The sequence below is a fragment of the Bacillus cereus group sp. N21 genome, assembly GCF_016483395.1.
In the GTDB taxonomy this organism is placed as follows: Bacteria; Bacillota; Bacilli; order Bacillales; family Bacillaceae_G; genus Bacillus_A; species Bacillus_A pseudomycoides.
Genome location: NZ_JAEHBX010000006.1, coordinates 18,033 through 42,707, shown reverse-complemented (window position 1 = coordinate 42,707; position 24,675 = coordinate 18,033). Strand labels below are relative to the sequence as shown.

Here is a 24,675-nt window from a genome sequence, read left to right as displayed (position 1 = left end):
ACAATCGTGTGTGAGTTTGGATATAAAACATTTGATAATGACTATGACTCTAGTTTATAGCAATCTCTTTTACATTTTCAATATAAAGTAGATGTAATTCTTTTCGCAAGTTTTGTGTGTTTTTTTAGAAATCACATGTGAGAAGAGTTGCGCGTATCTTCTAAAATAAGGATAAGTGAATTTCTAAAAGTTAACTATGCGAAAATGAGAGAAAAACGCAATTTTTTCGTATATAATAAAGGAGAAATGAAAAAATTTGAAAATATATAATAGATATTAGGAGAATTTGCATGAATATGGGGTATTTTAGTATTTCCCTTACAAAAATGTAATCTAAATGTAAGCTATTGTGATAGTTATTTCGACAATTTTTTTATACAATAATAGTAACAGTTTGAACGTGATAGATGCTGTAGATAAGAGAGAAAAGGAGAGATCGACATGGAATGGATTCATGAATTATTTCAGCAATACGGTTACTATGTAGTACTTGTAGGGTTGCTGTTAGAGTATATCGCGCTTCCGTTTCCGGGAGAGCCAACACTAGCATACGCGGGTTTTTTGGCGCATCAAGGGGATTTACAATTACCACTTTTAATTATCTTATCATGTATTGGAACGAGTGTTGGGATGACAATTCAGTACTTTTTAGGTAATAAACTTGGTATGCCGTTCGTACAGAAGTATGGGAAGTATGTGTTTTTAACGCAAAGAAAAATTGATTTAACGAGAATGTGGTTTGATAAATATGGATACTTCCTTATTTTTATCGGATTCTTTATTCCAGGTGTACGCCATTTTACTGGATACTTTGCAGGCATTATTAATTTACCATTCCGTCGCTTTGCTATAACGATTTACTCTGGTGCTCTATTCTGGGTATCTTTCTTCTTAATCGGTGGCTATTGGTTAGGTGGAAACTTACATGATATATTTGGAGTACTTGGACAACACATTGGGAAAATTATCTTTGGAGTGATTGTTATTGTAGCAATTACGTTAGGAGTTCGTTTCCGCAAACAATTAAAACGCGTATTTGTACAAAGTGCAAATTAATATGGAATCCATTCTATGTCGGAAATTGGAAGAGGTAGTGCTGATAGGCACTGCCTTTTTTATTTTCCTTTTAAGTTTCATGTGAAAGTTTGTTTTATAGAGTCATTTTGACATACATTAATGTCAAAATGACAATGATAATTGACAACTATGAGGATATTATTTACAATTTTAATTAAATAAACGAAAAAGAGGTCGAATATGAAGCTTCAAAATCGAGTGAGAGAATTTCGAGCAAAGCATCGAATGTCACAGGGTGATTTAGGGAAAGTAATTGATTCATCGCGGCAGACGATTAGCTTAATTGAGCGCGGAGATTATGCGCCTTCAATTGTTTTGTCGCTGAAGATTGCGCATGTTTTTGGAGTACCGGTGGAGGAGATATTTACATTAGTAGAGGGGGAAAAGGACGATGAGAAGTAAAAAGAAAGGGAATTTGTTTACGATTTTGAAGATTTTAATGGCTATGATGGGTGGTTTTGGTGTTGGTTTTATATTAGCGGATGCTTTTGTACCAGGACGAAGAATAGTACCTGCGCCTAGTTATTTAGTAATCATTGCGCTTATTTTATTTGCCGTAGGGATTATGTATCGAATTTGGAAAACGACACGTTTCTTAAATAAATTACGTGATGAAGAGGAAAGCATTCAAGGTAGACGGTTAGGAGCACAATTAATTTATTTACGTGCAAGTGAAATCATTATACCGTCTTGGGGAGTTTATGCATACATATCTTGCTATCGCTCTTATATAACAAATACAATGTCATTATTTGAAGTTGGAAATGTAATTGCATCTTCAGTAGGGATCATTGTCGTTATCTTATTAGGCGTTATTATGAAAAATCGATACAACGCACTGTATCCAGAACAGAGCGTAACATATTCACAATCACTTGAGATGTGGGCAAAAAATGCAGATGAAGGACAAACTCACATCGTTCATGAAGCAGGGTATCGAGCTTATCAATCTACAAATATTGTTCTTGTATGCGTATGGTTGGCTGCGATTATTTATACGCTTTGGACGGGAGAAGGTTTCTTCTTTATTGGTATGATTTCATTTGTATGGGTATTGCATATTGGGAAATACATGTATGAAATGCATAAGGAAATGATTTATTAATGTTAAAGATTACTGAGGGGAGAAACAAGGTGGATATTTTGAAAAGGCCAGTTTTTTCTATAGTTATTGCTTTTGTTTGTTCAGTTATATATGGATGGATCAGACCAGAAAAAATGCAAGGGTTTATGGAAATATGGGGAGTACTGCTTATTGGAGTACTTGTTCTTGCAATTCATGAACTTGGGCATGTTATTTTTGGTTTGCTAAATGGTTTGAAGTTTAAATTTATGGTAGCAGGCCCTATTACTATCCAAAAAGAGGGAGAGAAAATACGGATAAGAGAAAATAAATTGTGGTTGTATTTTGGAGGCGTAGCTATGTTGTTACCTCCGTCTATACATACACCAAATCTTTCAAAGAAATGGGCATGGATGACGCTAGGTGGACCGATAACAAGTTTGGTGTGCGGTTTGTTAGCTGGTTATGTATACATGGTGAGCTACTACCAATTTCTTTTATATTTTTCTGTATTACATTTAGCAATCTTTTTAGCTACAGTGATTCCAATGAAGGGAATTATGCTTAGTGATGGCAAACAATTTTTAATCTTAATTAAAGGTGATGAAACGGCGCAGCAGCATTTACATAGTATTCAAGTATCTAGCGAGTTGTGGAGCTTCAAGCGGCCAAAAGATTGGGACGAAAAGTTAGTAGAAATAAGTGAAGAAAAAATAAAGGGCGATGAAGAGGTAAGGGAAGTACTGAGTGATCTTATGCTCACGTTTTATTCGCGATGTGATAGAGAAGGAATGGAAACAGGGATCATTTGCCTAGAACAGGTTTTACAAATACCTGTTACAAAAGAAAATAAATATTTTGTTGGTGGTTTTCATAGCTGGTATTTGTTATATAAAGTGATATATGATATGGACGATGTTTCTTTACAAGATATGAAGCAGCACGCGAAGGCTATAACAAAATTGGACCCGCATGGGTATTACCGTACACATGCAATCTTAAAATATTTAGAGAAGGATGCGGAATCCTTTCATGCATATATGAAGAAGGCAGAAAGTGAGTTAAAGAATGCTGAAAAGAGTGGAGTCGGTTATTTACAATTAGAACGAGAATGGTTCCAGCTTTTGCAAAAGAAACTCGTAATCTAGAGGATATCTTACGCTGAGTAAGATATCCTCTTTTCTATATATAATTTTATATAGCTTGATATAGTGAATGGTGAGGATCAAGGCGTGTCGTATTTTGTGGAACGGTCGATATATTGCAAAAAGAGGCTGGAAGATTCATCTTCCAGCCTCTTTTGTATTAAGAGTTGCTCTCGATCCCTCGACCATTTTCTTCTTCAGGGTCTTGTAATAGGTTAAACACATCTGCTAAGCAAAATGCGATAAACCAAGTCCAAAGACCGTGGAAGAAAGCTGAGCTTAATTGTAATGGTAATGTGTAATTCGTCATTGAGAAGGAAATACATCCTCCAACGATTCCGATCATTGTTAATAACATTGTTTTTTGAGCATTTTCTTCTGGATTAAAGAGGAAGAAAATGTATCCGCCTAATATTGAAGCGCTTACAAGTGATTCGATGCCATTAAAAATGATATGTTCTCCAAGCTGAATGTTTGTCCAGAAGAAAATCATGCCGCCGATAAGAGCAAACAGGACAGCTACCATGTACCGTATATGTTGATTCATATGTTCATCTCCTTATGTAATAAGATGATTTGGAAGTCAAAAAGGTAGGTATAGTAATAGAAGTAAATTTTAGTTGTACGTATCTTTTTTAGAGTAATGAAGAATAATTAAGATAATTGGTCACTTTGAACCGTTTCTTGTATGATGCGAAAATGATTCGTTATTACGTAAACTTGCACTTGAGATATACCCGACTTCTCGTTTCTTTTTGCTTATACAAGTAAGAGAAACTCCCAAGTCTATACATTCTTTTTTGTGAGTCTTATTGTATTATAACATATTTAGTTTAATAATAATAATAGAATTATCTGATTTTACAATGAGTGTAAAAATAAAAGCGCAAGGAATTCGAATTCCTTGCGCCTTCTTATATACGTTTGAAACGTCCAACGATTTCAACGGTTTCTGTAATATTCATAAACGCATGATTGTCTACATGACGAATGATACGCTTTATTTCTCCTAATTCGTAACGGGTTACGACAGTGTAAATCATTTTTTTCTTATGGTTGGTATAGCCGCCGACAGCGTCTACCATCGTTACACCACGTATGCCGTGATGCAGTAGTGCGCTTTTAATTTCCTCGCCTTTTTCTGTAATTGTCATTATCGTTAATTTAATGTGTTTTGTATGTACAGCATCAATTACTTTGCTGACAACAAAACGACTAATTAATGTGTACAGTGTAATATCCCATCCGAAAATAAAGCCAGCGACAACAAGTAAGATTAAGTTGAAGCCAAAAATAATAGCACCAATCGAAATGTCTTTATATTTCGCTACAATCAATCCAACAACATCAAAACCACCTGTTGAAGAAGCAAATCGGAATATAATCCCTGAGGCTGCACCACAGATGACCCCACCAAATACAGAAGAAAGTAAAATATCATCTGATACTTGATGTACTGGGATAATGTTCATGGCAAGTGATGATACAGCCACGAAATACGCTGTTAAAAAGGTTGTCTTCTTTCCTAAGTAAAAGTGACTTAAAATGAGAAGAGGGATATTTAGTAAAAAGATAAGTGCACCGATATTATAATGCATTAAATAACCGATAATCATCCCAACTCCAGCGAAACCACCGCTAATCATATTATGCGGGATAAAAAACATATTCATTGAAATAGCATACAAAATGGAAGCTATAAAAATAACAATCAACTGTATTACAAATTCTAAATGAAATGTTCTAGCTGCTGGGAAGGATAAAAAGGCGGTGTCGGGAACGTAATCGGCGTCTCCTAATTGACCCATAGTATGTTTCATCTCCATATTCATTTTTGATTACAAGAAGAGAATAATGCTTTTTTCAAAAACTGGCAATAGTTTTATTATAATACGAAAATTTTATAAATTTCTAACAAATCAAGCCTATTCAGTTATATGTGTGAATATACTAAAGAAAGCGAATACAATGATTTTCTATATTGTTTTTGTGAGAGAATATGCAAAATTCATTTTTTGAAAATAAAAGGAAATAGAGAATGTTTGTTGAATGTGCTACAATGAGCTCATTAAGGATGTGAAGCAATGGAATTTTTATTGCAAGATGCAATTCTATATATAACTTTTGTAACGACAGCGCTTTGTTTATTAGAAGTCTTTTTTCTCGCTAATGTTTCTCGCTTTGTACGCCAACAAACATCAAGCGGTAGACAAAAAGCTTTCGCGATAGTTGATACGTGTGAAGAGCGTATAGGGAATATCCCGCTTTTCTCTATCTTCTATAAATATGGAATGGTTCGTTCGGTTCGCAGACAAGAATCGAGCGGAGAGAGTGACGAGGTCGGTCCGTATACACCAATGTTTCGCTAACTAATTACGAAACATTGGAGGAATAAGTATGTTAAAATCATACCGAGCTGTGCTCGTTAGTTTATCATTATTACTTGTTTTTGTTTTATCTGGTTGTAGCAGTACGGCACCAATTGATGCACATAGTACGGGGGTTTGGGATCACTATTTTGTTTATCCAATCTCGCTTATGCTTCAATTTGTTGCTCATCATGTACCTGGTGGAAGCTTTGGGATTGCGATTATTATTATTACGCTTTTGGTTCGCTCAGCAATGATCCCATTAGCTGTTTCGCAATATCGTAGTCAAATGAAAATGAAAAAAATGCAGCCACAGATGCAAAAGTTGAAAGAAAAACATGGTGATGTAAGCAAAGATATTGAAAAACAAAAACAATATCAAAAAGAAATGTCAGAACTAATGAAAACAGGCGGGTGGAATCCTTTGGCTGGTTGCTTGCCACTTCTAATACAAATGCCGATTTTTTCAGCATTGTATTATGCGATTAGCAGGACTGAAGAGATTCGTACATCTTCATTTTTATGGGTAAACTTAGGACATGCAGATCCGTATCATATTTTACCGATTCTTGCAGCGCTAGCAACATTTATTCAAATGAAGGTTATGCAGTCAAATGTGACACCTGGAGAGCAAGTTCAAATGCTGAAAGTGCAACAGTTCATGATGCCAGCAATGATTTTATTTATGGGATTTGCGGCGCCATCAGGACTTGTATTGTACTGGATTACAGGTAACATATTTACAATGCTACAAACCATTGTGCTTAGAAAAGTAATGGATCGTGAAGAAGGACAATTACAAAATGCATAGAAGAAAGCCGCTCAATTGAGCGGCTTTTATTGATTTGTTGAAGTTTATCTAATGGTTAAGGAAAAATTAAGAAAACCAATTTACTATGTGAATTGTATACGAAGGTGTACAAGTTTTAGAAAGTTATTTGATATGAAATGAAGGAGGAATTTTCATATGAAGAAGAAAACAATTGGGTATGTAGTAGCTGCAGGAGCTTTATCACTAGGAATTATGGGAGGGGCAGGTATCCCTGCTTTTGCTGCAGCTAGCACAGACAATTCTACACAAGCCACAGAACAAACTAAGAAAGGGACTTCGTATCAAAACTTGGATGAAGCAACGAAACAAAAAGTGCAAACGATCATGCAGGAAGCGAAAAAGCAATTAGCAGAACTAGGTGTGAAACTTCCTGAAAAAGGGAAACGAGGAGAAATGTTTGCTAACCTGGATGATCAGGCAAAAGAAAAGGTAAAAGCAATCATGGAGCAGAAAAAGTCTGGTACATTAACACATGAACAAGTAAAAGAGAAATTGGCTGAGCTAGGTGTGAAGCTTCCTGAAAAAGGGAAACGAGAAGAGATGTTTGCTAACCTGGATGATCAGGCGAAAGAAAAAGCGAAAGCGATCATGAAGAAAGAAAAAGCAGGAACATTAACTCATGAACAAGCAAAAGAGCAATTAGCAGAACTAGGTGTGAAACTTCCTGAAAAAGGGAAACGAGGAGAAATGTTCGCTAACCTTGATGAGGCGACGAAAGAAAAAGCGAAAGCGATTATAGAGCAGAAAAAAGCAGGAACATTAACTCATGAACAAGCAAAAGAGAAATTGGCAGAACTAGGTGTGAAGCTTCCTGAAAAAGGGAAACGAGAAGAAATGTTTGCAAACCTTGATGATGCGACAAAGGAAAAAGCGAAAGCTATCATGAAAAAGGCAAAAGAGCAATTAGCGGAGCTTAACGTTAAATTTCCAATCAAGGATTAATGGGAGCAAGCGAATAATTGATTAAAATACAGAAGATACGAAGACTTTTAATAGAACGGTCTTTCGGATGGTGAAATGAAAGAGACTGTGTATAGGATTTATTTGAGGCTAAACTTCTCCCACTGGAGAAGTTTGGCCTTTTTCATTATGCAAATGATTTCTATACCAGAAAGAATTTATTCGGTATTGGGCAGTAGGGCACCATACGAGGAAGATAGATGGGGATTATTATATTAGGATTAAAAAAGTGTTAAAATAATTATGAAATGAGCGTTTATGAAGCTTGTAGAAAATTTTAAGAAAAAAATTTTTCATATGATATATATATAAACACTCTTGATTTTTTTGAAAAATTCAATATAATGAACATTAACTACAAAATTCGACATCAAGAAGTGATGATGAGGACACGATCGATTTTTTACGATTCTCAGAGAGGGAAGTCTTTGGCTGTGAGCTTCCTAATACGGAAAAATAGATTACCACCTCTGAACTGCAGCAGTGAACGAACAATTAGTAATTGCTTGCCGGCAAACACCGTTATCTAGACTTGAGGAATTGGTGAAGTATGTTATTTTACTGATGAAACAAGGGTGGAACCACGAATACAACACTCGTCCCTTTTTTAGGGAGGAGTGTTTTTTTATTTTATTTTTGCATCACACTAGAATTGGAAGGAGGATACGCAGCATGCATCATGATGAGAAAAACAAAATTGGTTTAACTGTAGCACTATCTATCGTTGTGGGGACTATTATTGGGTCTGGTGTATTTATGAAGCCAGGAAGCGTATTAGATTACTCGGGGAGTTCGAATATGGCAATTCTCGCTTGGGTAGTAGGTGGCTTGTTAACGCTAGCTAGCGGTTTAACTGTAGCTGAAATTGGAGCGCAAATTCCGAAAAATGGTGGATTGTACACGTATTTAGAGGAGATTTATGGGAGCTTTTGGGGGTATTTATCCGGCTGGATGCAAACAATTGTATACGGCCCAGCTATTATTGGAACATTAGGTTTATATTTTAGCTCTTTAATGATTAACTTTTTCTATTTAGATAAAGTATGGAATTTACCAATTGCAATTGGAACAGTTGTGTTCCTTGGTGTTGTTAATAGTATGGGAACGAAGTATGGGGGGATTGTCCAAACAATTACGACATTCGGAAAGATGATTCCAATTGTATTAATTGTTGTGTTAGGTTTTTGGAAAGGGAATAGCGATATCTTTAATGTAGTTGTACCATTATCAGAAAACCAAAGTATTGGAATGGCAATTTTAGCAACGTTATTTGCTTACGATGGCTGGATTTTACTTGCTTCTATTGGCGGTGAAATGAAGAATCCAACAAAGTTATTACCAAAGGCAATGACAGTGGGGATTTTAATTGTAACAGTTGCTTACGTATTAATTAACTTAGCTCTACTGAAAGTATTACCAGCTGCGAAAATCGTGGATCTTGGTGAAAATGCGACAGCGACAGCAGCAAGTATGTTGCTTGGAGAATATGGCGGGAAAATCATTAGTATCGGTATTATCATTTCTATTTTTGGATGCTTAAACGGAAAGATTTTAACATTCCCGCGTATTCCAATGTCAATGGCGGAACGTGGACAACTTCCATTTTCTAAGTTTATTGCAAAGGCACATGAAAAATTTAAAACACCAGCAAATGCGATTACTTTTGAAATTATATTAGGGATTATTTTAATGATTATGAGTGATCCAAATAAGCTTTCCGAGATTTCCGTATTTATTATTTATATTTTCTATGTGATGACATTTATCGGCGTCTTTATTTTACGAAAACGTAATGAAGGGAAAGAACGTGCATACAGTGTACCACTATTCCCGATCGTACCAATCGTGGCGATTTTAGGATCACTATTCGTAATTGGAAGTGCGATTATTAATGATTGGAAAAGCTGTTTCTTATCGATTGGAATGGTATTTACAGGTCTTCCGGTTTATTGGTATTTAAATAAGAAAAAAGAAACGCAGTCTTAAAGAATAGGGATAGTGAAAAGAGCGGGCATATGATATGTCTGCTCTTTTGTTTGTAAAAAATTTCCGGGTGTGTGCAGGAGAATTTACACTTGATTGCAAATGTCGTTTTGGTTACTATGATTGTAGTAACCAAAAGTGAACGAGAGAAAGTGTGGGGAAAAACTTGAATTTTCGTGTATATATTTTAGCTATTGCGGCATTCGTAGTCGGGACGGTTGAATTAATTATTGGGGGTACGCTGGATTTAGTAGCAAATGATTTAGGCGTATCTATTAGTGTAGCTGGGCAATTAATTACAATATTCTCTGTTGTATTTGCTCTTTCAGGGCCAATTTTATTAGCGATGACAGGGAAAATTGAGCGTAAAACATTATATATCAGGGCATTATCTATTTTTTTAATTGGTAATATCATTTCAGCATTTAGTTTGAATTACGGGATGCTCATGTTCTCAAGGGTCATTTGTGCAGCAAGTGGGTCGTTGATTATCGCATTGTCAGTAACGTTAGCTTCTAGTGTGGTGGCACCGCATTTTCGTGCGCGTGCAATCGGAATTATTTTTATGGGGATTAGCGGGTCGCTTGTACTTGGTGTACCACTCGGTCTTGTCCTTGGGAATGCATACGGATGGCGTGCTCCATTTGTTTTAATTTCAGTATTAACGGTTATAGCAATTGCGAGTATTTCTTTATTCTTAACAAAAGTTCCACCAGTAGCTGTATTGTCGATAAGAGAACAAATTGCTACTTTGAAAGATAAAAAGATCGTTAGTGCGCAGTTAACATCATTCTTATTTTTAACAGGGCATTTAACACTGTACGCATATTTAACACCCTTTTTAAAAGATGTGATGCATGTGGAAGCAAACTGGATTAGCGTATTTTACTTTATTTTCGGCATTGCAGCAGTAATCGGCGGCGGATTTGGTGGTTGGCTTGCAGATAAGTGGGGCTCGAAGAAAAGTATTATCTCCATTATTATCATCTTTGCATGTGCCATCTTTATCTTACCGATGATGACATTTTCATTTCCGCTATTTATTATCATGATGGGGCTTTGGAGTATGTTAAGCTGGGCAATTTCACCAGCGCAGCAAAATTATTTAATTGAAATTGCACCGGAATCAGCTGGTATTCAGCAAAGCTTAAACAACTCAGCGCTTCATTTAGGAATTGCACTTGGTTCAACGGTAGGCGGAGCTGTTATTGAACAATCGTCGGTTATATATAATGCATGGGTAGGCGGAGGCTTTGTGATTTTAGCACTGCTTTGCGCGGTCTTCTCGATTACGAGAGGGCAATCTACTCATGTGGCAAAGAAGGAATCTATCGTTTGATAGATTCTTTTTTGTTTGAAGTGAATTGAAGGATTTACCATTATGATATAGAAGGGTACAGGGAGAGGAGTGATGGTATATGGATTTGGAATCGGCGATTGGCTTTTTTGCGATGGTGTTACCAGTTTTTCTGATTGCTTTTGTACTACGATGGATTCGCTTCCTCTACCATAATTCTGAGAAACAGGTTCAGCAAAATGAGAAGATTATTGAGTTATTAACTGAAATAAAAAAGCAAAATGAAAAATAGCAAAGAGAGCTCCTTTGCTATTTTTAATATCGTAACTTTATTAAAATGCTGCGTATTTCCTCATCATTCATAAAGAGATCGTGATGTTTCTGTGTAATTTTTGCAAGTGCAACATCATGATAGAAGAACTCCGTAAAGAATTTTACGAATGGCGGAGACATTGTTTTCATCGCTTGCCACGATTCTTGCTCTACCCCAGCAAATAAAATTTCACGATCATCAACAATAAGAAGTAAGTAACGTTCTAATGCGTTAGGTTCTTCAGTTGGAATGAGAAAATGAACATTTGACAGTTCTGTTTTCACATCTCCAACTACAAGTGCTTCAATATCAATGCCTTGCTTTGCTTGTTTCTCAAGTAAGGGAAGATATTCTAAAAAGGTATCATTCCAAGCGGAAATACGGATAGATTGTTTCGCGTCTTCTACTAACTGCTTACTTTGTACTTGAATAGAAGACTGCATTTTTAAGCTCCAAACGCGGTCATCTGTAAAGGATCGTTTTGAAATATTTGTTTGAAGTTCTTTAATATTCGATTGAAATTCTGTCGTTAATTTTTGAATGGCAAGATCCAGTGGTAGGGCGGTATATAGCTTTTTCTTTTCTGAGACGGAATCCATAACCATTCCTTTATCGATGAGGCGCGCTAATACTTCATATATTTTTGCTTTTGGAACACCCGAATGTTTTACAATCGTTGTTGTATCTAGTGGTTCATCGCTTGAAACTACGACTTCATATGCCTGGCTTTCGTATTGTGAGAAACCGAATTTTTGTAACATAATGCCCTCCGAACAAGTTAGATTCTATACTAAGATTGAACTACTCCCATCTACCTCTACACGAGCTTGAGGTGGAGGATTCTCCTGTTTCTGCCCTAGCAAAAACAGTTCCCCTCGTTCAACAAAGAGGATACAACGATATAGAAGTTCAGTAGTGTCCTTATGTAAGACAACCCATTCTATCTTCCAAGGAAAGGAAAACAAAACAGGTACAGCTACCTTCTTCTTATATCGAGAGTAGAACACCTTGTCATGCATCCAGTTCCTAGACTTGTTATCTGCTCTGGTAATAAGCGTAAGAGACTGGGACAAGGCGTTCTTTTTTATGATGCAAATAGTTTTGCTAGTTTTTTCTTTTCATTTTCAAATAAGTGTAATCGTTCGGTTTGTAATGCTTCTTTCAGCAAATCCACATCGTATAGCTGATAGAAATGATGCGTGCGAATATCCAATCGATTATTTAGTTGATGCCAATGACTCCAGTGATGTGCGTCTTTCTTTGGAATATAAGAATGCAGTACCTGGGGCACTTTTTCTTTATATCCTAACCCCCGGCGACCGATCGTAAAAGCCGCAGATTGATGAATAGAGATACCGAATTTCCGCATATATTTCATCTTTCCTGCAATCGAAGTGTAAGCGGGATTGACTTGAAAGACAGCCACGCCCCTTTTATCCGCGCGACTGAGGAGCGCACTTGTCATCTTCTCGTAAGCGAACATACTTTTCATTCGATTCACCCGCTTATTTCCGTATCGATCCCCTGTTTTCGATTGAGTCGTATCTAACTTCTCTATTACGATCGGCTTGTTATACCGCCCGGCTAAGTCCACTAAGCGAACGGCTTCCGCTTCGATTATCTTTGTGATTTGTCCGGTAGATTTAACCATGATAGAAAAGCGAAGGGAACCACTTCCTTTGTAATTCCCATCCTTCGTTACATTTACCCAAGCAAAATGCTCGAGATTGCAATCCACACCAATTACACCATCCGATTTACTATAATTTATGTGGGGATTTTCCGGTACATCGACTAAGCATTTCACAACATAATACGCCCCATAGTCTTCCACAGACCACGCAATCGGTTTGCCATGTTTTTTCTTATTCTTACACTGTAATTGGGTTGTAATGATTTTCTCAATAATTTTTTGTCCATATGGGAATGTAACAACTGGAAACATAATCGGTTTCCCTGTACTTGTCGTCATCCATAATTCCTGCTTCGCAAGCACATAATGAAACACAAAATTTCCATGTTTGGCATCTTTACGACCAGATGGAATAAGTTGTTTATTTCGAGCACGAGAAAATAATATTTTCCATTTGTCATGGTTACGTACAAACCCATCGATGGTAAATTGAGAGCGAAACAGTTTTTTACTTCCAAATACTGCGCTTGGAATATGCGTTTTATATGATGCAAGTTTCTGTGTTAAACGGAATTGTCTGTGGGTTAAAAGGCCGATTTTCGCCTGGATTCTTTTGATTTGAACATCTAAGTACTGGTGCTCAAACAGATATTCATTCAGCCAAATCAATGTGTCTTCTTTACGAGACAAAAAGATAATATTGTTGTGCTTCGCAAAGCGGGTGTTTTTCGGAAACGCTAACTTTCCTTTCACACAACTTTGTTTGATTTTACGAAAGTTTGTCAGTTTTGTCCGTTCTTGTTTCAACTTTTTCTTGAGTTTCTTGATTTTCTCTTGTGTTTGTTTCTCATATGTTTTTTGTAACTCCATTAAACCTGTAAACAACGCCTTTGCTTCTTGTACCGCACTGTTTGCATAGTAATCATTTAATTGATAGTTCCGCTTGAGAACCAGATGAAGACTGTCTGTATGCCTCTTACGGTTCCAACGTTTTTCTCGGACGATTGTTTGAAACGCAAAGCGTTTCGCCTGATTAAATGTTTCGATTGTCTCTGTTAGTGCATCTACCATTTCATGCGGTAAATCTATCTTATAGATCCGTTTCGAAAAATACGCTTTCTTCACCTGTTCTCACCTCGTTTTATTTGATAAGATCATTATACACCGAAACAAACGTACGTTCTGCAAAAAGAGACGTTTTCTTTAAAAAAGAAAAAAACGATTCATCCCCCACCTTCACCTCGTTTAGAGGAGGGGGTCTTCTCAGTTAAAATGATAAAGAAGTATAAGCATTTACACAAGTACTTCACTTTTTAATCAGGAAAAAGAAAAAATAGAGTCATCATACATAGACTCTATTCTTTGTTGTATGTTTAATTATGAACCGCCTTGAACATAAGTGCGCCATTGTTTTCAGTAACAGTTAATGTACCGTTAATTGCTCGAGTTGAGAATTGCTTTGTTTGAAAATAATCTTTCGAACCGAGTTGTTCTAGAATAGTGTTCATGTCTTGCTCACTTAGAGCTGAGTCAATAGAACGAATGACAGTCTTTATTGTGGAATAAAAGGCGTCAATTTGTTCTTTAGATGTACCGGATCCAGCGATAGCAACAGCAGCGATACCGCCAGTTGCTTTATAAATGGAAACGCCTAATCCAAATTTAGTATTAAAGATTCCGTTATATGTTGCGATTTGTGCTGTTTCAGTAAAGAGTTTAATGCTGCTTACGTTAATGCCATTTGAATTTCCAACTGAGTTAATTGAATTTACCAGTTTTTGCATGACTTGAGCCGTATCTACTGAAGCTGGTGGAGGAGTTGGATTAGGTGGAGGAGTTGGATTAGGTGGAGGAGTCGGAGTTGGAGTTGGAGTCGGAGTCGGTGCTGGATCGGGTTTCGGCTTTGGATCAGGCTTTTCTACTGGTTTTGGATCCTTCTGCCATAAGTCACAAGCTGTTGTTCCAAATAAGAGGGGAATGGCTAATAGAGTGAGAAGTAACTTTTTCAATTGTCCACTTCCTTTCAAAAGGATAAGTTGATTATGGTGGTTCTTAAAAGGATAACACCAATATATGCACAACCAGTGGAAAAGGATTACAGAGGATAAGTATATTATGAAAAATAAATTAAAAGTATAGTTATGGTTAGTAAAGTAGGGGAGAGTTTTGTACAATAGAAATGAAACAAACATAGGAGGGAACTACCATGGCAATTGTTGATGTATCGATTATTCCAGTTGGAACAGGTAATCCAAGCGTAAGTGAATATGTAGCAGAAGTACAAAAAGTGTTAGAGAAAAACGCGGATCGCGTGAAGTACCAATTAACACCGATGAATACAGTAATTGAAGGAGATCTCCCTGTATTACTTGAAGTAATTCAACAAATGCATGAAGTGCCATATACAAAAGGTGCAAAGCGTGTAGCGACAACAATTCGTATTGATGATCGCCGAGATAAAGAAAGCACAATGGAGAAAAAATTAAATTCTGTTCGTTCGAAATTATAGGAGAAAGCAGCGATTTTCGCTGCTTTTTTGTATGGGTAAATTAGGTAAGATAAGTGTATCCATGGTACACTTTTTTATTATTGATTGTGGTACCTAGGGAAGGAGGAAAGGGAAATGAGTGACAAATTTAATGAGCAGTTTGATGGCTTACTTGAAAAGTATACAGAATTGTTACTAGGGGAAGGCAGTGAAGAGAGAAAAGAACAAGTGCAAAAGTGGGCACTGTACTCTTACATTGCTAAAACAATGCCAGCTTTAGTCAAGCATTGGAATGAGACATATCCAGAGGCAAAAGAAGAGATGGTAAAGTTAATCTCTGATATTAAAAGGTTAAATGAGGAACATCGTAATCAGAAATAAGAATGAGAAACCATTTTGTGATTTTTTACAAAAAAAGCTTGGGGATCAATAGACCTCAAGCTTTTAATTCATATAGAGGAATTGTTTGATGGTTTCGTAGTTATCTCTAAACACCAATTATTGCATCGCATGACACTCCCTGGCGGATATTCGAAGTCACACTCACTAATAAATAAGAAGTCGAGCTTTTGGCAAATAGCGTTTGAAGCAGGATTATTGATGGCGGGAAAAGCATGAATGAATCTGTACTTTTGTTCCATTTTAGCATGAGCGATAGCTTTTTCGACGGCTTTTGTTGCTATTCCTCTCCCTTGAAATGGTGGTAGGACGCTCCAGCCAATTTCGTATACGTTCTCTTCTTTCCGGTAGCTGTCCCAATATCCTACACTACCAATAATTTCGAGTTGCGGAAGAAGGACAATGCTAAACATACGTCCAGTTCCCAGCTCACTAATCTTAAGGTACCGCTCGTGACGAGCAAGTAGTTGTTCTTCAGTCTCAGGCCCTCCTAAGTATTCTAGCATCTCAGGTACATTCATAAGACGAAGTAAAGTAAGATTAGCATTGTTCCAAGGCTCAATTCGAATTTGTTGTACATTCATTCTTTCTGGCATTTTTCACACTCCAATACGTGTTTTCCATCCGGGTAAAATTTTATATACTATGCAGGGATAGTACCTTTCAATGAAACCGGGATTCTATGTTTTTACACTTGATTTTCTATGGGAGAGAACTAAGTACCTCAGGATTTTATATTTGTATTCATTTTTAGTCGTATTAATATCTTTGTATAACTTATAAAGAGAAGTAAGAGGTATGACGAGTATTGTCGAATTTTTATTTTAGGCTAGTTGTTCACCTGTTTTTCTAGTTTTATTTTAAATGTCGAAAAATTTTTATGGATATTTAAAAGCGAGAATATGGGCTTTTGAATATTTTTATAGTATTTTATAAATTATCTAAATAATTATTTGTATCAAATAATTTTAAAGAATGATATAATTTTGAAGAGGGGCAAAAAACAGACAAAGTACAGTCATAGGGGTGAATTACATGGAACAATTAATGCGAAATTCGTTTCTTTTCTTGTCAAAAAATAAAGCGCTAACAAAACTGGCTAAGAAGTACGGTTTACGCTTTGGTGCAGGGCGCTTTGTCGCAGGGGAGACAATTGATTTAGCTGCTGCAGCTATTAAACAATTAAATCAACAAGGGCTTTGTGTGACAATCGATTATTTAGGTGAGTTCGTTGATAATGAAGCAGAAGCAAATGAAATGGCAAGCCAATCGATTGAAGCAATCCGTGCAATTGGACGCGAAAAACTTGATTCACAGCTTTCTTTAAAAATGACTTCTATGGGGTTAGACATCTCAGATGAAATCGTAATGAATAATATGCGCCGCATTTTAGAGGCTGCAAAAGAAAACGGTGTGTTTGTTACGATTGATATGGAAGACTATACACGCTGTGGAAAAACAATTGAGATCTTTAAGCAATTAAAATCTGAATACGATAATATCGGTACTGTTATTCAAGCTTACCTATATCGTACAGAAAAAGACATCGAAGATTTAAATGCATATAGTCCTAATTTACGTCTTGTAAAAGGGGCTTATAAAGAACCAGAAGAAGTGGCGTTCCCGGACAAAAAAGATGTAGATGAAAATTATAAAAAAATTATTAAAATGCACTTATTAAATGGAAATTATACTGCTATTGCTTCACACGATGAGGCAATTATTGAATATACGAAGAAACTTGCCGAAGAATATAATATTTCACGTGATCAATTTGAATTCCAAATGTTATATGGTATTCGTACGGAACGTCAACTTGAACTTGTTAAAGAAGGCTACAAAATGCGTGTTTATGTACCATATGGAAATGACTGGTATGGTTATTTCATGCGCCGCTTAGCTGAACGTCCAGCAAACGTTGCGTTCGTTTTAAAAGGAATGGTAAAAAAATAACCAAGGAGCTAAATACTCCTTGGTTATTTTAATTGTTTAAATGCGTAATGTGCCATTTTTTTTGTGTCTGGATATAACTGAGTGCGAGTAGAAGAAAGTACAACGTTAATAACACGCTTTCCATCTTTTTCATCGACTGTTACGACAGTATATTGTCCTAAAGCGGATAAACCACTTTTACTTCCAATTGCATATGGATCATTGTAAAGTTCTTCACGACCATAGTTTGCAATTTTGGGAGCGCGCTGTGAAGTATGCAATGTTGTACGCGTTGTGTTCATATATTCTAGCACAATCGGATATTTTAATGCTTCTTTTGTAATGATTGCGATGTCATACGGGGAAACCTTATTGCCGAGTGCGTCAGCCCCGCTCGCATTTTTGAAAGTCGCATGTTTTGTTCCGAGTTCTTTCGCTCTTGCATTCATCATTTTTACAAACTTCTCTTTTGATCCTGCAATATGTTCTGCGATAGACTCAGCAATTGGATCGGCGCTGATGATAAGCATCAGTTTTAATGCCTCGTCTCTTTTTAATTTTTCACCAGCACGAAGCTTAATTTTCGCACTCTGACTTTCCGTTTTTATCGCATTTTCTGTGATAGTAATTTCCTCATCTTCTTTTACATTCTCTAGTAACAGAATGGTTGTCATCATTTTGGCTACACTTGCTGGATAAGAACGTTCTTCTTCCCGTTTTCCGTACAAAACTTCCCCCGTATTTGCATCGATTGTAACACCATATTTTCCTGTGATATCAGGCTGATTACTTCTTACGTCTTTTTGTCTTTTTGTGTAAGAAAAGAAAATCATACTTGTAAATAGTGTAGCAATCATCACAATCATGATTATTGTTCGTTTCATTATGTAGTCCCTCTTTTGTCTTTCCTTATGTACAAATAAATTGGGCAGAAAAGCAGCCCAATACTCATTATGCCACGTTTTCTGCCCAAAAATATAGAGGAAGTTCAAAAAGTCCGGTAAAGATAGCTCTCGCATTTCTTCGTTACGTCGCCAGTCCGGTACTCATGTAGTTCCACCTACACTCCGTATCCTCCCGGCTTCCGCGCCTCGAACTGCTCGGCTCTCTTTATCCTCCTTTTTGAACAAGCACATATAGCGTTATTTTTCGCCCATGTTGTGCTTTTTGTATTGCTGGTTATTACCTTGGCGTCCTTTTTCGATGCCGCGATCAACTGGACCTGCATTTCCTGTTACACTCGCTGCACTAACACCTGCTTTTGAAGGGTCTTTCTTAAGTCTAGCCATATATATTCCTCCATTTTTGTCAAATTCTAAAAAGGGAAAAGCGTATTTTATCAAGAAAATACACAATTATAGAGTACCCAAACAAAAGAAAAGTATTTGTTTCAGAAAATTTTATCAATAAATATATTGCGAAAATTTAAACAGTATCATATATTTATTAGTAGAGGCTCACTCATTGATTGCGACGCATGTCGAAAAATTGAATGAGCATTCATTCAAGAATAGGGGGAGAAATGGATGTTCCAAATTAAAAAGGCTGCTGTTCTCGGTTCTGGCGTAATGGGCTCAGGGATTGCTGCACATTTAGCCAATATCGGTATACCAACATTATTGCTTGATATTGTACCACAGGCGCTTACGAAAGAAGAGGAAGCGAAGGGGCTTACATTAGAACATAAAAGTGTGAGAAATCGTTTTAGTAACGGGGCACTGCAAAAATTAGTAAAGCAAAAGCCAGCTCCTCTTACAGTGAAAGGCAATCTGGCATTGATTGAGGCAGGAAACTTAGAGGATGACATTGAGCGCCTTGCTGATGTAGATTGGATTATCGAAGTTGTTGTTGAAAACTTAGATGTTAAAAAGAAACTATTTGAAAAAGTAGATGCTGTTCGTAAAGCTGGCTCTATTGTGAGCTCAAATACATCAGGTATTTCCGTTGAGAAAATGGCAGAAGGGCGTTCAGATGACTTTCAAAAACATTTCCTAGGAACGCATTTCTTTAACCCACCACGATATTTAAAACTTCTAGAGATTATACCGACAAAAGAAACAGATCCACAAGTGTTAAACTTCATGAAATTATTTGGCGAAGACGTTCTTGGAAAAGGCGTTGTTATTGCGAAAGATACACCAAACTTTATTGGGAACCGCATCGGTACGTACGGTTTACTTGTAACGTTGCAAGAAATGATCAAGCGCGGCTATAGCGTTGGGGAAGTTGATTCTGTAACAGGCCCATTAATCGGTCGTCCAAAGAGTGCAACGTTCCGTACGTTAGATGTTGTTGGGTTAGATACATTTGTTCATGTTGCAAACAATGTATATGAAAACGTGCAGGAAGAAGAAAGAGATGTATTTAAAGTACCAGCTTTCATGCATGACATGCTAGATAAAAAATGGCTTGGAAGTAAAACAGGTCAAGGTTTCTTCTTAAAACAAGGAAAAGAAATTTTAGAGTTAAATCCTGAGACGATGGAATATGAAGCGCGTAAGAAATTAAAAGCCGCATCCGTAGAGTTAAGTAAACAAGAAAAAGGATTAACGAACAAATTGAAAGCGCTTGTATATGCGAAGGATCGTGCAGGAGAGCTATTATGGAATATTATCACGCCAACTCTTTTATATTCTGCGAAGCTTCATAAAGAAATCGCAGATGATATTGTCGCAATTGATCAAGCGATGAAATGGGGATTTGGCTGGGAGCAAGGTCCATTTGAAGTTTGGGATGCAATTGGCGTAGAAAAATCCATTCAAAAGATGGAAGAGAACGGCCAAGTTGTTCCTGTGTGGGTAAAAGACATGTTAGAGAAAGGCTTTGGTTCTTTCTATAAACATGATAATGGTGAAAGCTATTACTACGATAACGGTGAATATAAGCTTATCCGACGTAATAAAAAAGCAATTTCTCTTAAGCAATTAAAAGAGAAAAATGGCGTGTTAAAGAAAAACAGCGGAGCGAGCTTAATTGATTTAGGCGATGGCATCCTTTGCTTAGAATTCCATTCGAAGAGCAATGCGATTGGTATGGATATTACGCAAATGATTAATTACGCTGTTGACGAAGTGGAAAAGAATTATAAAGGACTTGTTATCGGAAACCAATCGAAGAACTTCTGCGTTGGTGCAAACCTTGCGATGATCTTAATGGAAGCACAAGATGACAACTACTTTGAAATTGAGTGGGTCGTGAAAAACTTCCAAGACGCAATGATGAAAATTAAGTACAGCTCTAAGCCAGTCGTTGCAGCGCCATATGGTATGACGCTTGGTGGCGGTACAGAAGTTTGCTTACCAGCAGCTAGCATTCAAGCTTCTAGCGAAACGTACATGGGATTAGTAGAAGTCGGCGTTGGTTTAATCCCTGGCGGTGGCGGTAACAAAGAACTATATATTAAACATTTAAACAAAATGGCAAACGGTGTGGAGTTTGACCTGCAAAAGGTTGCGAATAAAGTGTTCGAATCAGTTGCGATGGCAAAAGTATCTACATCAGCGCAAGAGGCTGTTTCTCGCAACTTCTTAGGCGATAAAGATGGTATTAGTGTGAATGGTGATCACTTACTATATGATGCAAAACAAAAAGCACTGGCTTTATATGAAGCGGGTTACAAAGCACCGATTCGTAAAAAGATACCGGTTGTTGGTGAGACAGGATATGCAACGCTTTTACTTGGAGCTGAAGCAATGCATTTATCTGGTTATATTTCCGAGTATGATTTACACATTGCGAAAAAGCTCGCATATGTCATTGCCGGCGGAAAAGTACCGTATGGAACAGAAGTTGATGAGCAGTATTTATTAGATGTGGAACGTGAAGCATTTATCAGTTTAGTAAGTGAGATGAAATCACAAGCAAGAATGCAGCACATGCTTGTAAAAGGAAAGCCATTACGTAACTAATAACGAGGGGAGATATCGTTCATGAGAGAAGCTGTCATTGTTGCGGGAGCAAGAACACCAATTGGTAAGGCAAAGAGAGGTTCATTAAAAACAGTTCGACCTGATGATTTAGGGGCATTAGTAGTAAAAGAAACGTTAAAACGTGCGAATAATTATGAAGGGCCAATTGATGATTTAATTTTCGGTTGTGCGATGCCAGAAGCAGAGCAAGGCTTAAATATGGCTCGTAATATCGGCGGATTAGCAGGGCTTTCTTATGATGTTCCAGCTATTACAATTAACCGTTACTGTTCTTCAGGACTGCAAAGTATTGCTTACGGTGCAGAGCGCATTATGTTAGGACATTCAGAAGCAGTATTATCTGGCGGAGCAGAGTCTATGAGCTTAGTTCCAATGATGGGGCATGTTGTTCGCCCAAATAGTCGACTTGTAGAAGCAGCTCCAGAATATTATATGGGCATGGGACACACAGCGGAGCAAGTTGCTGTAAAATATGGAATTTCCCGTGAAGAGCAAGATGCATTCGCAGTAAGAAGTCATCAGCGTGCAGCGAAAGCGTTAGCTGATGGGAAGTTTGCTGACGAAACAGTAGCTGTGGATGTAATGCTACGCACTATTGCAGCGAATAACAAAATTCAAGAAGAAAAAATTATCTTCTCACAAGATGAAGGCGTAAGAGCGGACACAACATTAGATATCTTAGGAAAATTGCGTCCAGCATTTAACGTTCGCGGTTCTGTCACTGCTGGTAATTCTTCGCAAATGAGTGATGGAGCAGCGTCAGTACTTCTTATGGATCGTGAAAAAGCAGTGAGCGATGGCATGAAGCCACTTGCGAAATTCCGTTCCTTTGCAGTAGCTGGTGTACCACCAGAAGTAATGGGAATTGGACCAATCGCAGCGATTCCGAAAGCGTTAAAATTAGCAGGATTAGAGCTATCTGATATCGGCTTATTTGAACTAAATGAAGCATTTGCTTCTCAAGCGATCCAAGTTATTCGTGAGCTTGGTCTAGATGAAGAAAAAGTCAATGTCAACGGCGGTGCAATCGCACTTGGTCATCCGCTTGGCTGTACAGGAGCAAAATTAACATTATCTCTTATTCATGAAATGAAACGCCGCAATGAGCAATTCGGTATTGTAACAATGTGTATCGGCGGCGGTATGGGAGCTGCTGGGGTGTTTGAACTACTATAAAAAAGTGCAGGCGGCTCGCTCAGAACAAGAGGACGTTGGAGGCCCTGACGAAGAGGCGTTTTTTGCCTCACAGGAAGGGGTGAAATGGCCGATTGTTCCAGCCGCTGGAACTGGATTATATAACGAAGAGTGGAAACGACTAAAGGGTATAAAAAATAAAGGAAGAGCCAGCTTCTCTCAAAGTGAGAGAAGTGGCTTATGAAAATATGAAGGAGGAAATTTTCATGGAAAAAACAGTGGGAAATGCAGTTAAAGGCGGTAGCTTTTTAGTTGATGAGATTACGATTGATCAAGTATTTACACCGGAAGATTATAGCGATGAGCATAAAATGATAGCGAAAACGACAGAGGACTTTATCGTAAATGAAGTTCTACCAGAGCTTGAATATTTAGAGCAACATGAGTTTGATCGCTCTGTTCGTTTATTAAAAGAGGCTGGCGAGCTTGGATTATTAGGCGCTGACGTACCAGAAGAATATGGCGGAATCGGTCTTGATAAAATCAGCTCAGCATTAATTGCAGAAAAATTTTCTCGCGCTGGCGGCTTTGCAATTACACACGGTGCCCACGTTGGTATCGGATCTTTACCAATCGTTTTATTCGGTAATGAAGAGCAAAAGAAACAATATTTACCGCTACTTGCAACAGGTGAAAAATTAGCTGCATACGCATTAACTGAGCCAGGATCCGGATCTGATGCATTAGGTGCGAAAACAACAGCACGCTTAAATGCAGAAGGAACGCATTACGTGTTAAATGGTGAAAAACAATGGATTACAAACTCTGCTTTCGCTGATGTATTCGTTGTATACGCAAAAGTTGATGGTGAGCACTTCACAGCGTTTATCGTAGAGAAAGAATATCCAGGCGTATCTACAAGCCCTGAAGAAAAGAAAATGGGTATCAAATGTTCTTCTACTCGTACATTAATTTTAGAAGATGCATTAGTACCAAAAGAAAATGTACTTGGTGAAATTGGTAAAGGTCATATTATCGCTTTCAACATTTTAAATATTGGCCGCTACAAATTAGGTGTTGGTACAGTTGGTTCTTCAAAACGTGCGTTAGAAATTTCAGCACAATATGCAAATCAGCGTCAACAGTTCAAACAACCAATCGCTCGCTTCCCATTAATTCAAGAAAAACTTGCAAATATGGCAGCGAAAATTTATGCAGCAGAAAGCTCTGTATATCGTACAGTTGGTTTATTTGAAAGCCATATGAGCACATTAACAGAAGAGCAAGTAAAAGATGGTAAGGCTGTAGCAGCTTCTATTGCTGAATATGCAATTGAGTGCTCGTTGAATAAAGTATTCGGTTCTGAAGTATTAGACTATGTAGTAGATGAAGGCGTGCAAATTCATGGTGGTTACGGATTTATGGCAGAGTATGAGATTGAAAGAATGTACCGCGATTCTCGTATTAACCGTATTTTCGAAGGCACGAACGAAATCAACCGCTTAATCGTACCAGGTACGTTCTTACGTAAAGCGATGAAAGGTGAATTACCACTTCTTCAAAAAGCGCAAAAATTACAAGAAGAGTTAATGATGATGATGCCTGAAGAAGTAGGCGATGAGCCATTAGCACTTCAAAAATATTTAGTAAATAACGCGAAGAAAATCGGCTTAATGGTAGCTGGATTAGCTGTTCAAAAATACGGTAAAGCATTAGATAAAGAGCAAGAAGTTCTTGTTAACATTGCAGATATTGTAAGCAACTTATACGCAATGGAATCAGCTGTTCTTCGTACAGAAAAAGCAATCAAAGCAACTGGTCTTGAAAAGAATAAACAAAAAGTATTGTACACTGAAGTATTCTGCCAAGAAGCGTTCAACCAAATCGAAGCAGATGCGAAAGAAACAATTATCGCAGTTGAAAATGGTGATATGCTGCGCATGATGTTATCAGCGCTTCGCAAATTCACACGTCACACACCGCTTAACGTAATTCCGAAGAAACGTGAAATTGCAGCGAAAGTGTTAGAGGATGAGCGTTATACAGTTTAATGAGTAATTAAAAACAGTAGTCACGTTTGTGGCTACTGTTTTTCTTAGTTTTGTTAAAAGAACGGCGAGC

At 37.4% G+C, this 24,675-nt stretch carries 25 protein-coding genes and 1 other annotated feature; of the genes, 17 read left to right on the top strand and 8 right to left on the bottom strand.

The genetic code is table 11. The annotated features are described in order from the left end of the window. The first annotated feature begins 441 nt into the window (after positions 1-441). From JDS96_RS05270 to JDS96_RS05255, 4 genes are all read left to right on the top strand, one after another. On the top strand, positions 442-1,056 hold the full coding sequence (locus JDS96_RS05270; RefSeq protein ID WP_003201786.1) for a DedA family protein: 615 nt from the start codon (positions 442-444) through the stop codon (positions 1,054-1,056). Positions 1,057-1,257: 201 nt separating this feature from the next. Further along, complete coding sequence (locus JDS96_RS05265; RefSeq protein ID WP_003201788.1) at positions 1,258-1,479, top strand: helix-turn-helix transcriptional regulator; 222 nt, start codon at positions 1,258-1,260, stop codon at positions 1,477-1,479. Next, positions 1,469-2,182, top strand: coding sequence for a DUF3169 family protein (locus JDS96_RS05260; protein ID WP_199666297.1), 714 nt, complete (start codon positions 1,469-1,471; stop codon positions 2,180-2,182). Before JDS96_RS05265 ends, JDS96_RS05260 begins: the two co-directional genes overlap by 11 nt. After that, complete coding sequence (locus JDS96_RS05255) at positions 2,182-3,288, top strand: M50 family metallopeptidase (RefSeq protein ID WP_199666296.1); 1,107 nt, start codon at positions 2,182-2,184, stop codon at positions 3,286-3,288. Before JDS96_RS05260 ends, JDS96_RS05255 begins: the two co-directional genes overlap by 1 nt. A gap of 157 nt (positions 3,289-3,445) precedes the next feature. Here JDS96_RS05255 and JDS96_RS05250 read toward each other — a convergent pair whose 3' ends face one another. Together JDS96_RS05250 and JDS96_RS05245 are read right to left on the bottom strand one after the other, a co-directional pair. Next, complete coding sequence (locus tag JDS96_RS05250; RefSeq protein ID WP_199666295.1) at positions 3,446-3,832, bottom strand: DUF3938 domain-containing protein; 387 nt, start codon at positions 3,830-3,832, stop codon at positions 3,446-3,448. 367 nt (positions 3,833-4,199) lie between these two features. Further along, entirely contained in the window at positions 4,200-5,093 is an 894-nt protein-coding gene (locus JDS96_RS05245; protein WP_018765048.1) for a YitT family protein, read from the bottom strand. Between the two features lie 276 nt (positions 5,094-5,369). Between JDS96_RS05245 and JDS96_RS05240 the strand changes: the two genes are divergently transcribed. The 6 genes from JDS96_RS05240 (at position 5,370) to JDS96_RS05215 (ending at position 11,018) form a co-directional block, all read left to right on the top strand. Further along, entirely contained in the window at positions 5,370-5,654 is a 285-nt protein-coding gene (locus JDS96_RS05240) for a hypothetical protein (protein ID WP_003201798.1), read from the top strand. Between the two features lie 28 nt (positions 5,655-5,682). Then, positions 5,683-6,465: a membrane protein insertase YidC gene (locus JDS96_RS05235; RefSeq protein ID WP_003209000.1), complete on the top strand. Its 783-nt coding sequence runs from the start codon at positions 5,683-5,685 to the stop codon at positions 6,463-6,465. A 156-nt stretch (positions 6,466-6,621) separates the two neighbouring features. Further along, a complete protein-coding gene (locus tag JDS96_RS05230) occupies positions 6,622-7,428 on the top strand; it encodes a hypothetical protein (protein WP_018782758.1) in 807 nt (268 codons plus the stop codon). Positions 7,429-7,817: 389 nt separating this feature from the next. Next, positions 7,818-8,053, top strand: a binding site (T-box leader). Between the two features lie 65 nt (positions 8,054-8,118). Continuing rightward, complete coding sequence (locus JDS96_RS05225) at positions 8,119-9,432, top strand: APC family permease (RefSeq protein ID WP_003209004.1); 1,314 nt, start codon at positions 8,119-8,121, stop codon at positions 9,430-9,432. A 163-nt stretch (positions 9,433-9,595) separates the two neighbouring features. Further along, the gene (locus JDS96_RS05220) at positions 9,596-10,768 is read left to right on the top strand and encodes an MFS transporter (RefSeq protein ID WP_029427618.1); all 1,173 of its coding nucleotides are present in this window, start codon (positions 9,596-9,598) and stop codon (positions 10,766-10,768) included. A 79-nt stretch (positions 10,769-10,847) separates the two neighbouring features. Further along, the gene (locus JDS96_RS05215) at positions 10,848-11,018 is read left to right on the top strand and encodes a hypothetical protein (RefSeq protein ID WP_003209008.1); all 171 of its coding nucleotides are present in this window, start codon (positions 10,848-10,850) and stop codon (positions 11,016-11,018) included. 23 nt (positions 11,019-11,041) lie between these two features. On the opposite strand, the gene JDS96_RS05210 is transcribed toward JDS96_RS05215, so the two are convergent. The 3 genes from JDS96_RS05210 to JDS96_RS05200 form a co-directional block, all read right to left on the bottom strand. Further along, on the bottom strand, positions 11,042-11,800 hold the full coding sequence (locus tag JDS96_RS05210) for a TrmB family transcriptional regulator (RefSeq protein WP_199666294.1): 759 nt from the start codon (positions 11,798-11,800) through the stop codon (positions 11,042-11,044). 323 nt (positions 11,801-12,123) lie between these two features. After that, entirely contained in the window at positions 12,124-13,797 is a 1,674-nt protein-coding gene (locus JDS96_RS05205; protein WP_199666293.1) for an IS200/IS605 family accessory protein TnpB-related protein, read from the bottom strand. Positions 13,798-14,045: 248 nt separating this feature from the next. After that, positions 14,046-14,681, bottom strand: coding sequence for an adhesin (locus JDS96_RS05200; protein ID WP_199666292.1), 636 nt, complete (start codon positions 14,679-14,681; stop codon positions 14,046-14,048). A gap of 197 nt (positions 14,682-14,878) precedes the next feature. Here JDS96_RS05200 and JDS96_RS05195 point away from each other — a divergent pair, with 197 nt between their 5' ends. After that, entirely contained in the window at positions 14,879-15,181 is a 303-nt protein-coding gene (locus JDS96_RS05195) for an MTH1187 family thiamine-binding protein (protein ID WP_001018864.1), read from the top strand. Between the two features lie 114 nt (positions 15,182-15,295). Next, complete coding sequence (locus JDS96_RS05190; RefSeq protein WP_006096491.1) at positions 15,296-15,541, top strand: YusU family protein; 246 nt, start codon at positions 15,296-15,298, stop codon at positions 15,539-15,541. A 68-nt stretch (positions 15,542-15,609) separates the two neighbouring features. Here JDS96_RS05190 and JDS96_RS05185 read toward each other — a convergent pair whose 3' ends face one another. Then, a complete protein-coding gene (locus JDS96_RS05185; protein WP_199666291.1) occupies positions 15,610-16,155 on the bottom strand; it encodes a GNAT family N-acetyltransferase in 546 nt (181 codons plus the stop codon). A 439-nt stretch (positions 16,156-16,594) separates the two neighbouring features. On the opposite strand from JDS96_RS05185, the gene JDS96_RS05180 reads away from it, so the two are divergent. Then, entirely contained in the window at positions 16,595-17,512 is a 918-nt protein-coding gene (locus tag JDS96_RS05180) for a proline dehydrogenase family protein (protein ID WP_003201679.1), read from the top strand. Positions 17,513-17,535: 23 nt separating this feature from the next. On the opposite strand, the gene JDS96_RS05175 is transcribed toward JDS96_RS05180, so the two are convergent. Then, complete coding sequence (locus tag JDS96_RS05175; protein WP_006096493.1) at positions 17,536-18,375, bottom strand: D-alanyl-D-alanine carboxypeptidase family protein; 840 nt, start codon at positions 18,373-18,375, stop codon at positions 17,536-17,538. Positions 18,376-18,633: 258 nt separating this feature from the next. Next, on the bottom strand, positions 18,634-18,780 hold the full coding sequence (locus JDS96_RS05170; protein ID WP_003201682.1) for a YuzL family protein: 147 nt from the start codon (positions 18,778-18,780) through the stop codon (positions 18,634-18,636). Positions 18,781-19,017: 237 nt separating this feature from the next. Here JDS96_RS05170 and JDS96_RS05165 point away from each other — a divergent pair, with 237 nt between their 5' ends. The 4 genes from JDS96_RS05165 to JDS96_RS05150 are packed head-to-tail and all read left to right on the top strand — an operon-like array spanning position 19,018 to position 24,605. Next, on the top strand, positions 19,018-21,399 hold the full coding sequence (locus tag JDS96_RS05165) for a 3-hydroxyacyl-CoA dehydrogenase/enoyl-CoA hydratase family protein (RefSeq protein WP_003201684.1): 2,382 nt from the start codon (positions 19,018-19,020) through the stop codon (positions 21,397-21,399). 21 nt (positions 21,400-21,420) lie between these two features. After that, positions 21,421-22,596: an acetyl-CoA C-acetyltransferase gene (locus JDS96_RS05160; protein ID WP_199666290.1), complete on the top strand. Its 1,176-nt coding sequence runs from the start codon at positions 21,421-21,423 to the stop codon at positions 22,594-22,596. Further along, positions 22,583-22,798 (top strand): hypothetical protein, encoded by a 216-nt coding sequence (locus JDS96_RS05155; RefSeq protein ID WP_018765012.1) that lies wholly within the window; start codon positions 22,583-22,585, stop codon positions 22,796-22,798. Before JDS96_RS05160 ends, JDS96_RS05155 begins: the two co-directional genes overlap by 14 nt. Positions 22,799-22,820: 22 nt before the next feature. After that, the gene (locus tag JDS96_RS05150; protein ID WP_199666289.1) at positions 22,821-24,605 is read left to right on the top strand and encodes an acyl-CoA dehydrogenase family protein; all 1,785 of its coding nucleotides are present in this window, start codon (positions 22,821-22,823) and stop codon (positions 24,603-24,605) included. Positions 24,606-24,675: the final 70 nt, after the last annotated feature.

Excerpts from the sequence above, each read along its gene's own strand:
- JDS96_RS05270 (WP_003201786.1), top strand. The coding sequence starts at position 442 with ATGGAATGGATTCATGAATTATTTCAGCAATACGGTTACTATGTAGTA.
- JDS96_RS05265 (WP_003201788.1), top strand. The coding sequence starts at position 1,258 with ATGAAGCTTCAAAATCGAGTGAGAGAATTTCGAGCAAAGCATCGAATG.
- JDS96_RS05260 (WP_199666297.1), top strand. The coding sequence starts at position 1,469 with ATGAGAAGTAAAAAGAAAGGGAATTTGTTTACGATTTTGAAGATTTTA.
- JDS96_RS05255 (WP_199666296.1), top strand. The coding sequence starts at position 2,182 with ATGTTAAAGATTACTGAGGGGAGAAACAAGGTGGATATTTTGAAAAGG.
- JDS96_RS05250 (WP_199666295.1), bottom strand. The coding sequence starts at position 3,832 with ATGAATCAACATATACGGTACATGGTAGCTGTCCTGTTTGCTCTTATC.
- JDS96_RS05245 (WP_018765048.1), bottom strand. The coding sequence starts at position 5,093 with ATGGGTCAATTAGGAGACGCCGATTACGTTCCCGACACCGCCTTTTTA.
- JDS96_RS05240 (WP_003201798.1), top strand. The coding sequence starts at position 5,370 with ATGGAATTTTTATTGCAAGATGCAATTCTATATATAACTTTTGTAACG.
- JDS96_RS05235 (WP_003209000.1), top strand. The coding sequence starts at position 5,683 with ATGTTAAAATCATACCGAGCTGTGCTCGTTAGTTTATCATTATTACTT.
- JDS96_RS05230 (WP_018782758.1), top strand. The coding sequence starts at position 6,622 with ATGAAGAAGAAAACAATTGGGTATGTAGTAGCTGCAGGAGCTTTATCA.
- JDS96_RS05225 (WP_003209004.1), top strand. The coding sequence starts at position 8,119 with ATGCATCATGATGAGAAAAACAAAATTGGTTTAACTGTAGCACTATCT.
- JDS96_RS05215 (WP_003209008.1), top strand. The coding sequence starts at position 10,848 with ATGGATTTGGAATCGGCGATTGGCTTTTTTGCGATGGTGTTACCAGTT.
- JDS96_RS05210 (WP_199666294.1), bottom strand. The coding sequence starts at position 11,800 with ATGTTACAAAAATTCGGTTTCTCACAATACGAAAGCCAGGCATATGAA.
- JDS96_RS05195 (WP_001018864.1), top strand. The coding sequence starts at position 14,879 with ATGGCAATTGTTGATGTATCGATTATTCCAGTTGGAACAGGTAATCCA.
- JDS96_RS05190 (WP_006096491.1), top strand. The coding sequence starts at position 15,296 with ATGAGTGACAAATTTAATGAGCAGTTTGATGGCTTACTTGAAAAGTAT.
- JDS96_RS05185 (WP_199666291.1), bottom strand. The coding sequence starts at position 16,155 with ATGCCAGAAAGAATGAATGTACAACAAATTCGAATTGAGCCTTGGAAC.
- JDS96_RS05180 (WP_003201679.1), top strand. The coding sequence starts at position 16,595 with ATGGAACAATTAATGCGAAATTCGTTTCTTTTCTTGTCAAAAAATAAA.
- JDS96_RS05175 (WP_006096493.1), bottom strand. The coding sequence starts at position 18,375 with ATGAAACGAACAATAATCATGATTGTGATGATTGCTACACTATTTACA.
- JDS96_RS05170 (WP_003201682.1), bottom strand. The coding sequence starts at position 18,780 with ATGGCTAGACTTAAGAAAGACCCTTCAAAAGCAGGTGTTAGTGCAGCG.
- JDS96_RS05165 (WP_003201684.1), top strand. The coding sequence starts at position 19,018 with ATGTTCCAAATTAAAAAGGCTGCTGTTCTCGGTTCTGGCGTAATGGGC.
- JDS96_RS05160 (WP_199666290.1), top strand. The coding sequence starts at position 21,421 with ATGAGAGAAGCTGTCATTGTTGCGGGAGCAAGAACACCAATTGGTAAG.
- JDS96_RS05150 (WP_199666289.1), top strand. The coding sequence starts at position 22,821 with ATGGAAAAAACAGTGGGAAATGCAGTTAAAGGCGGTAGCTTTTTAGTT.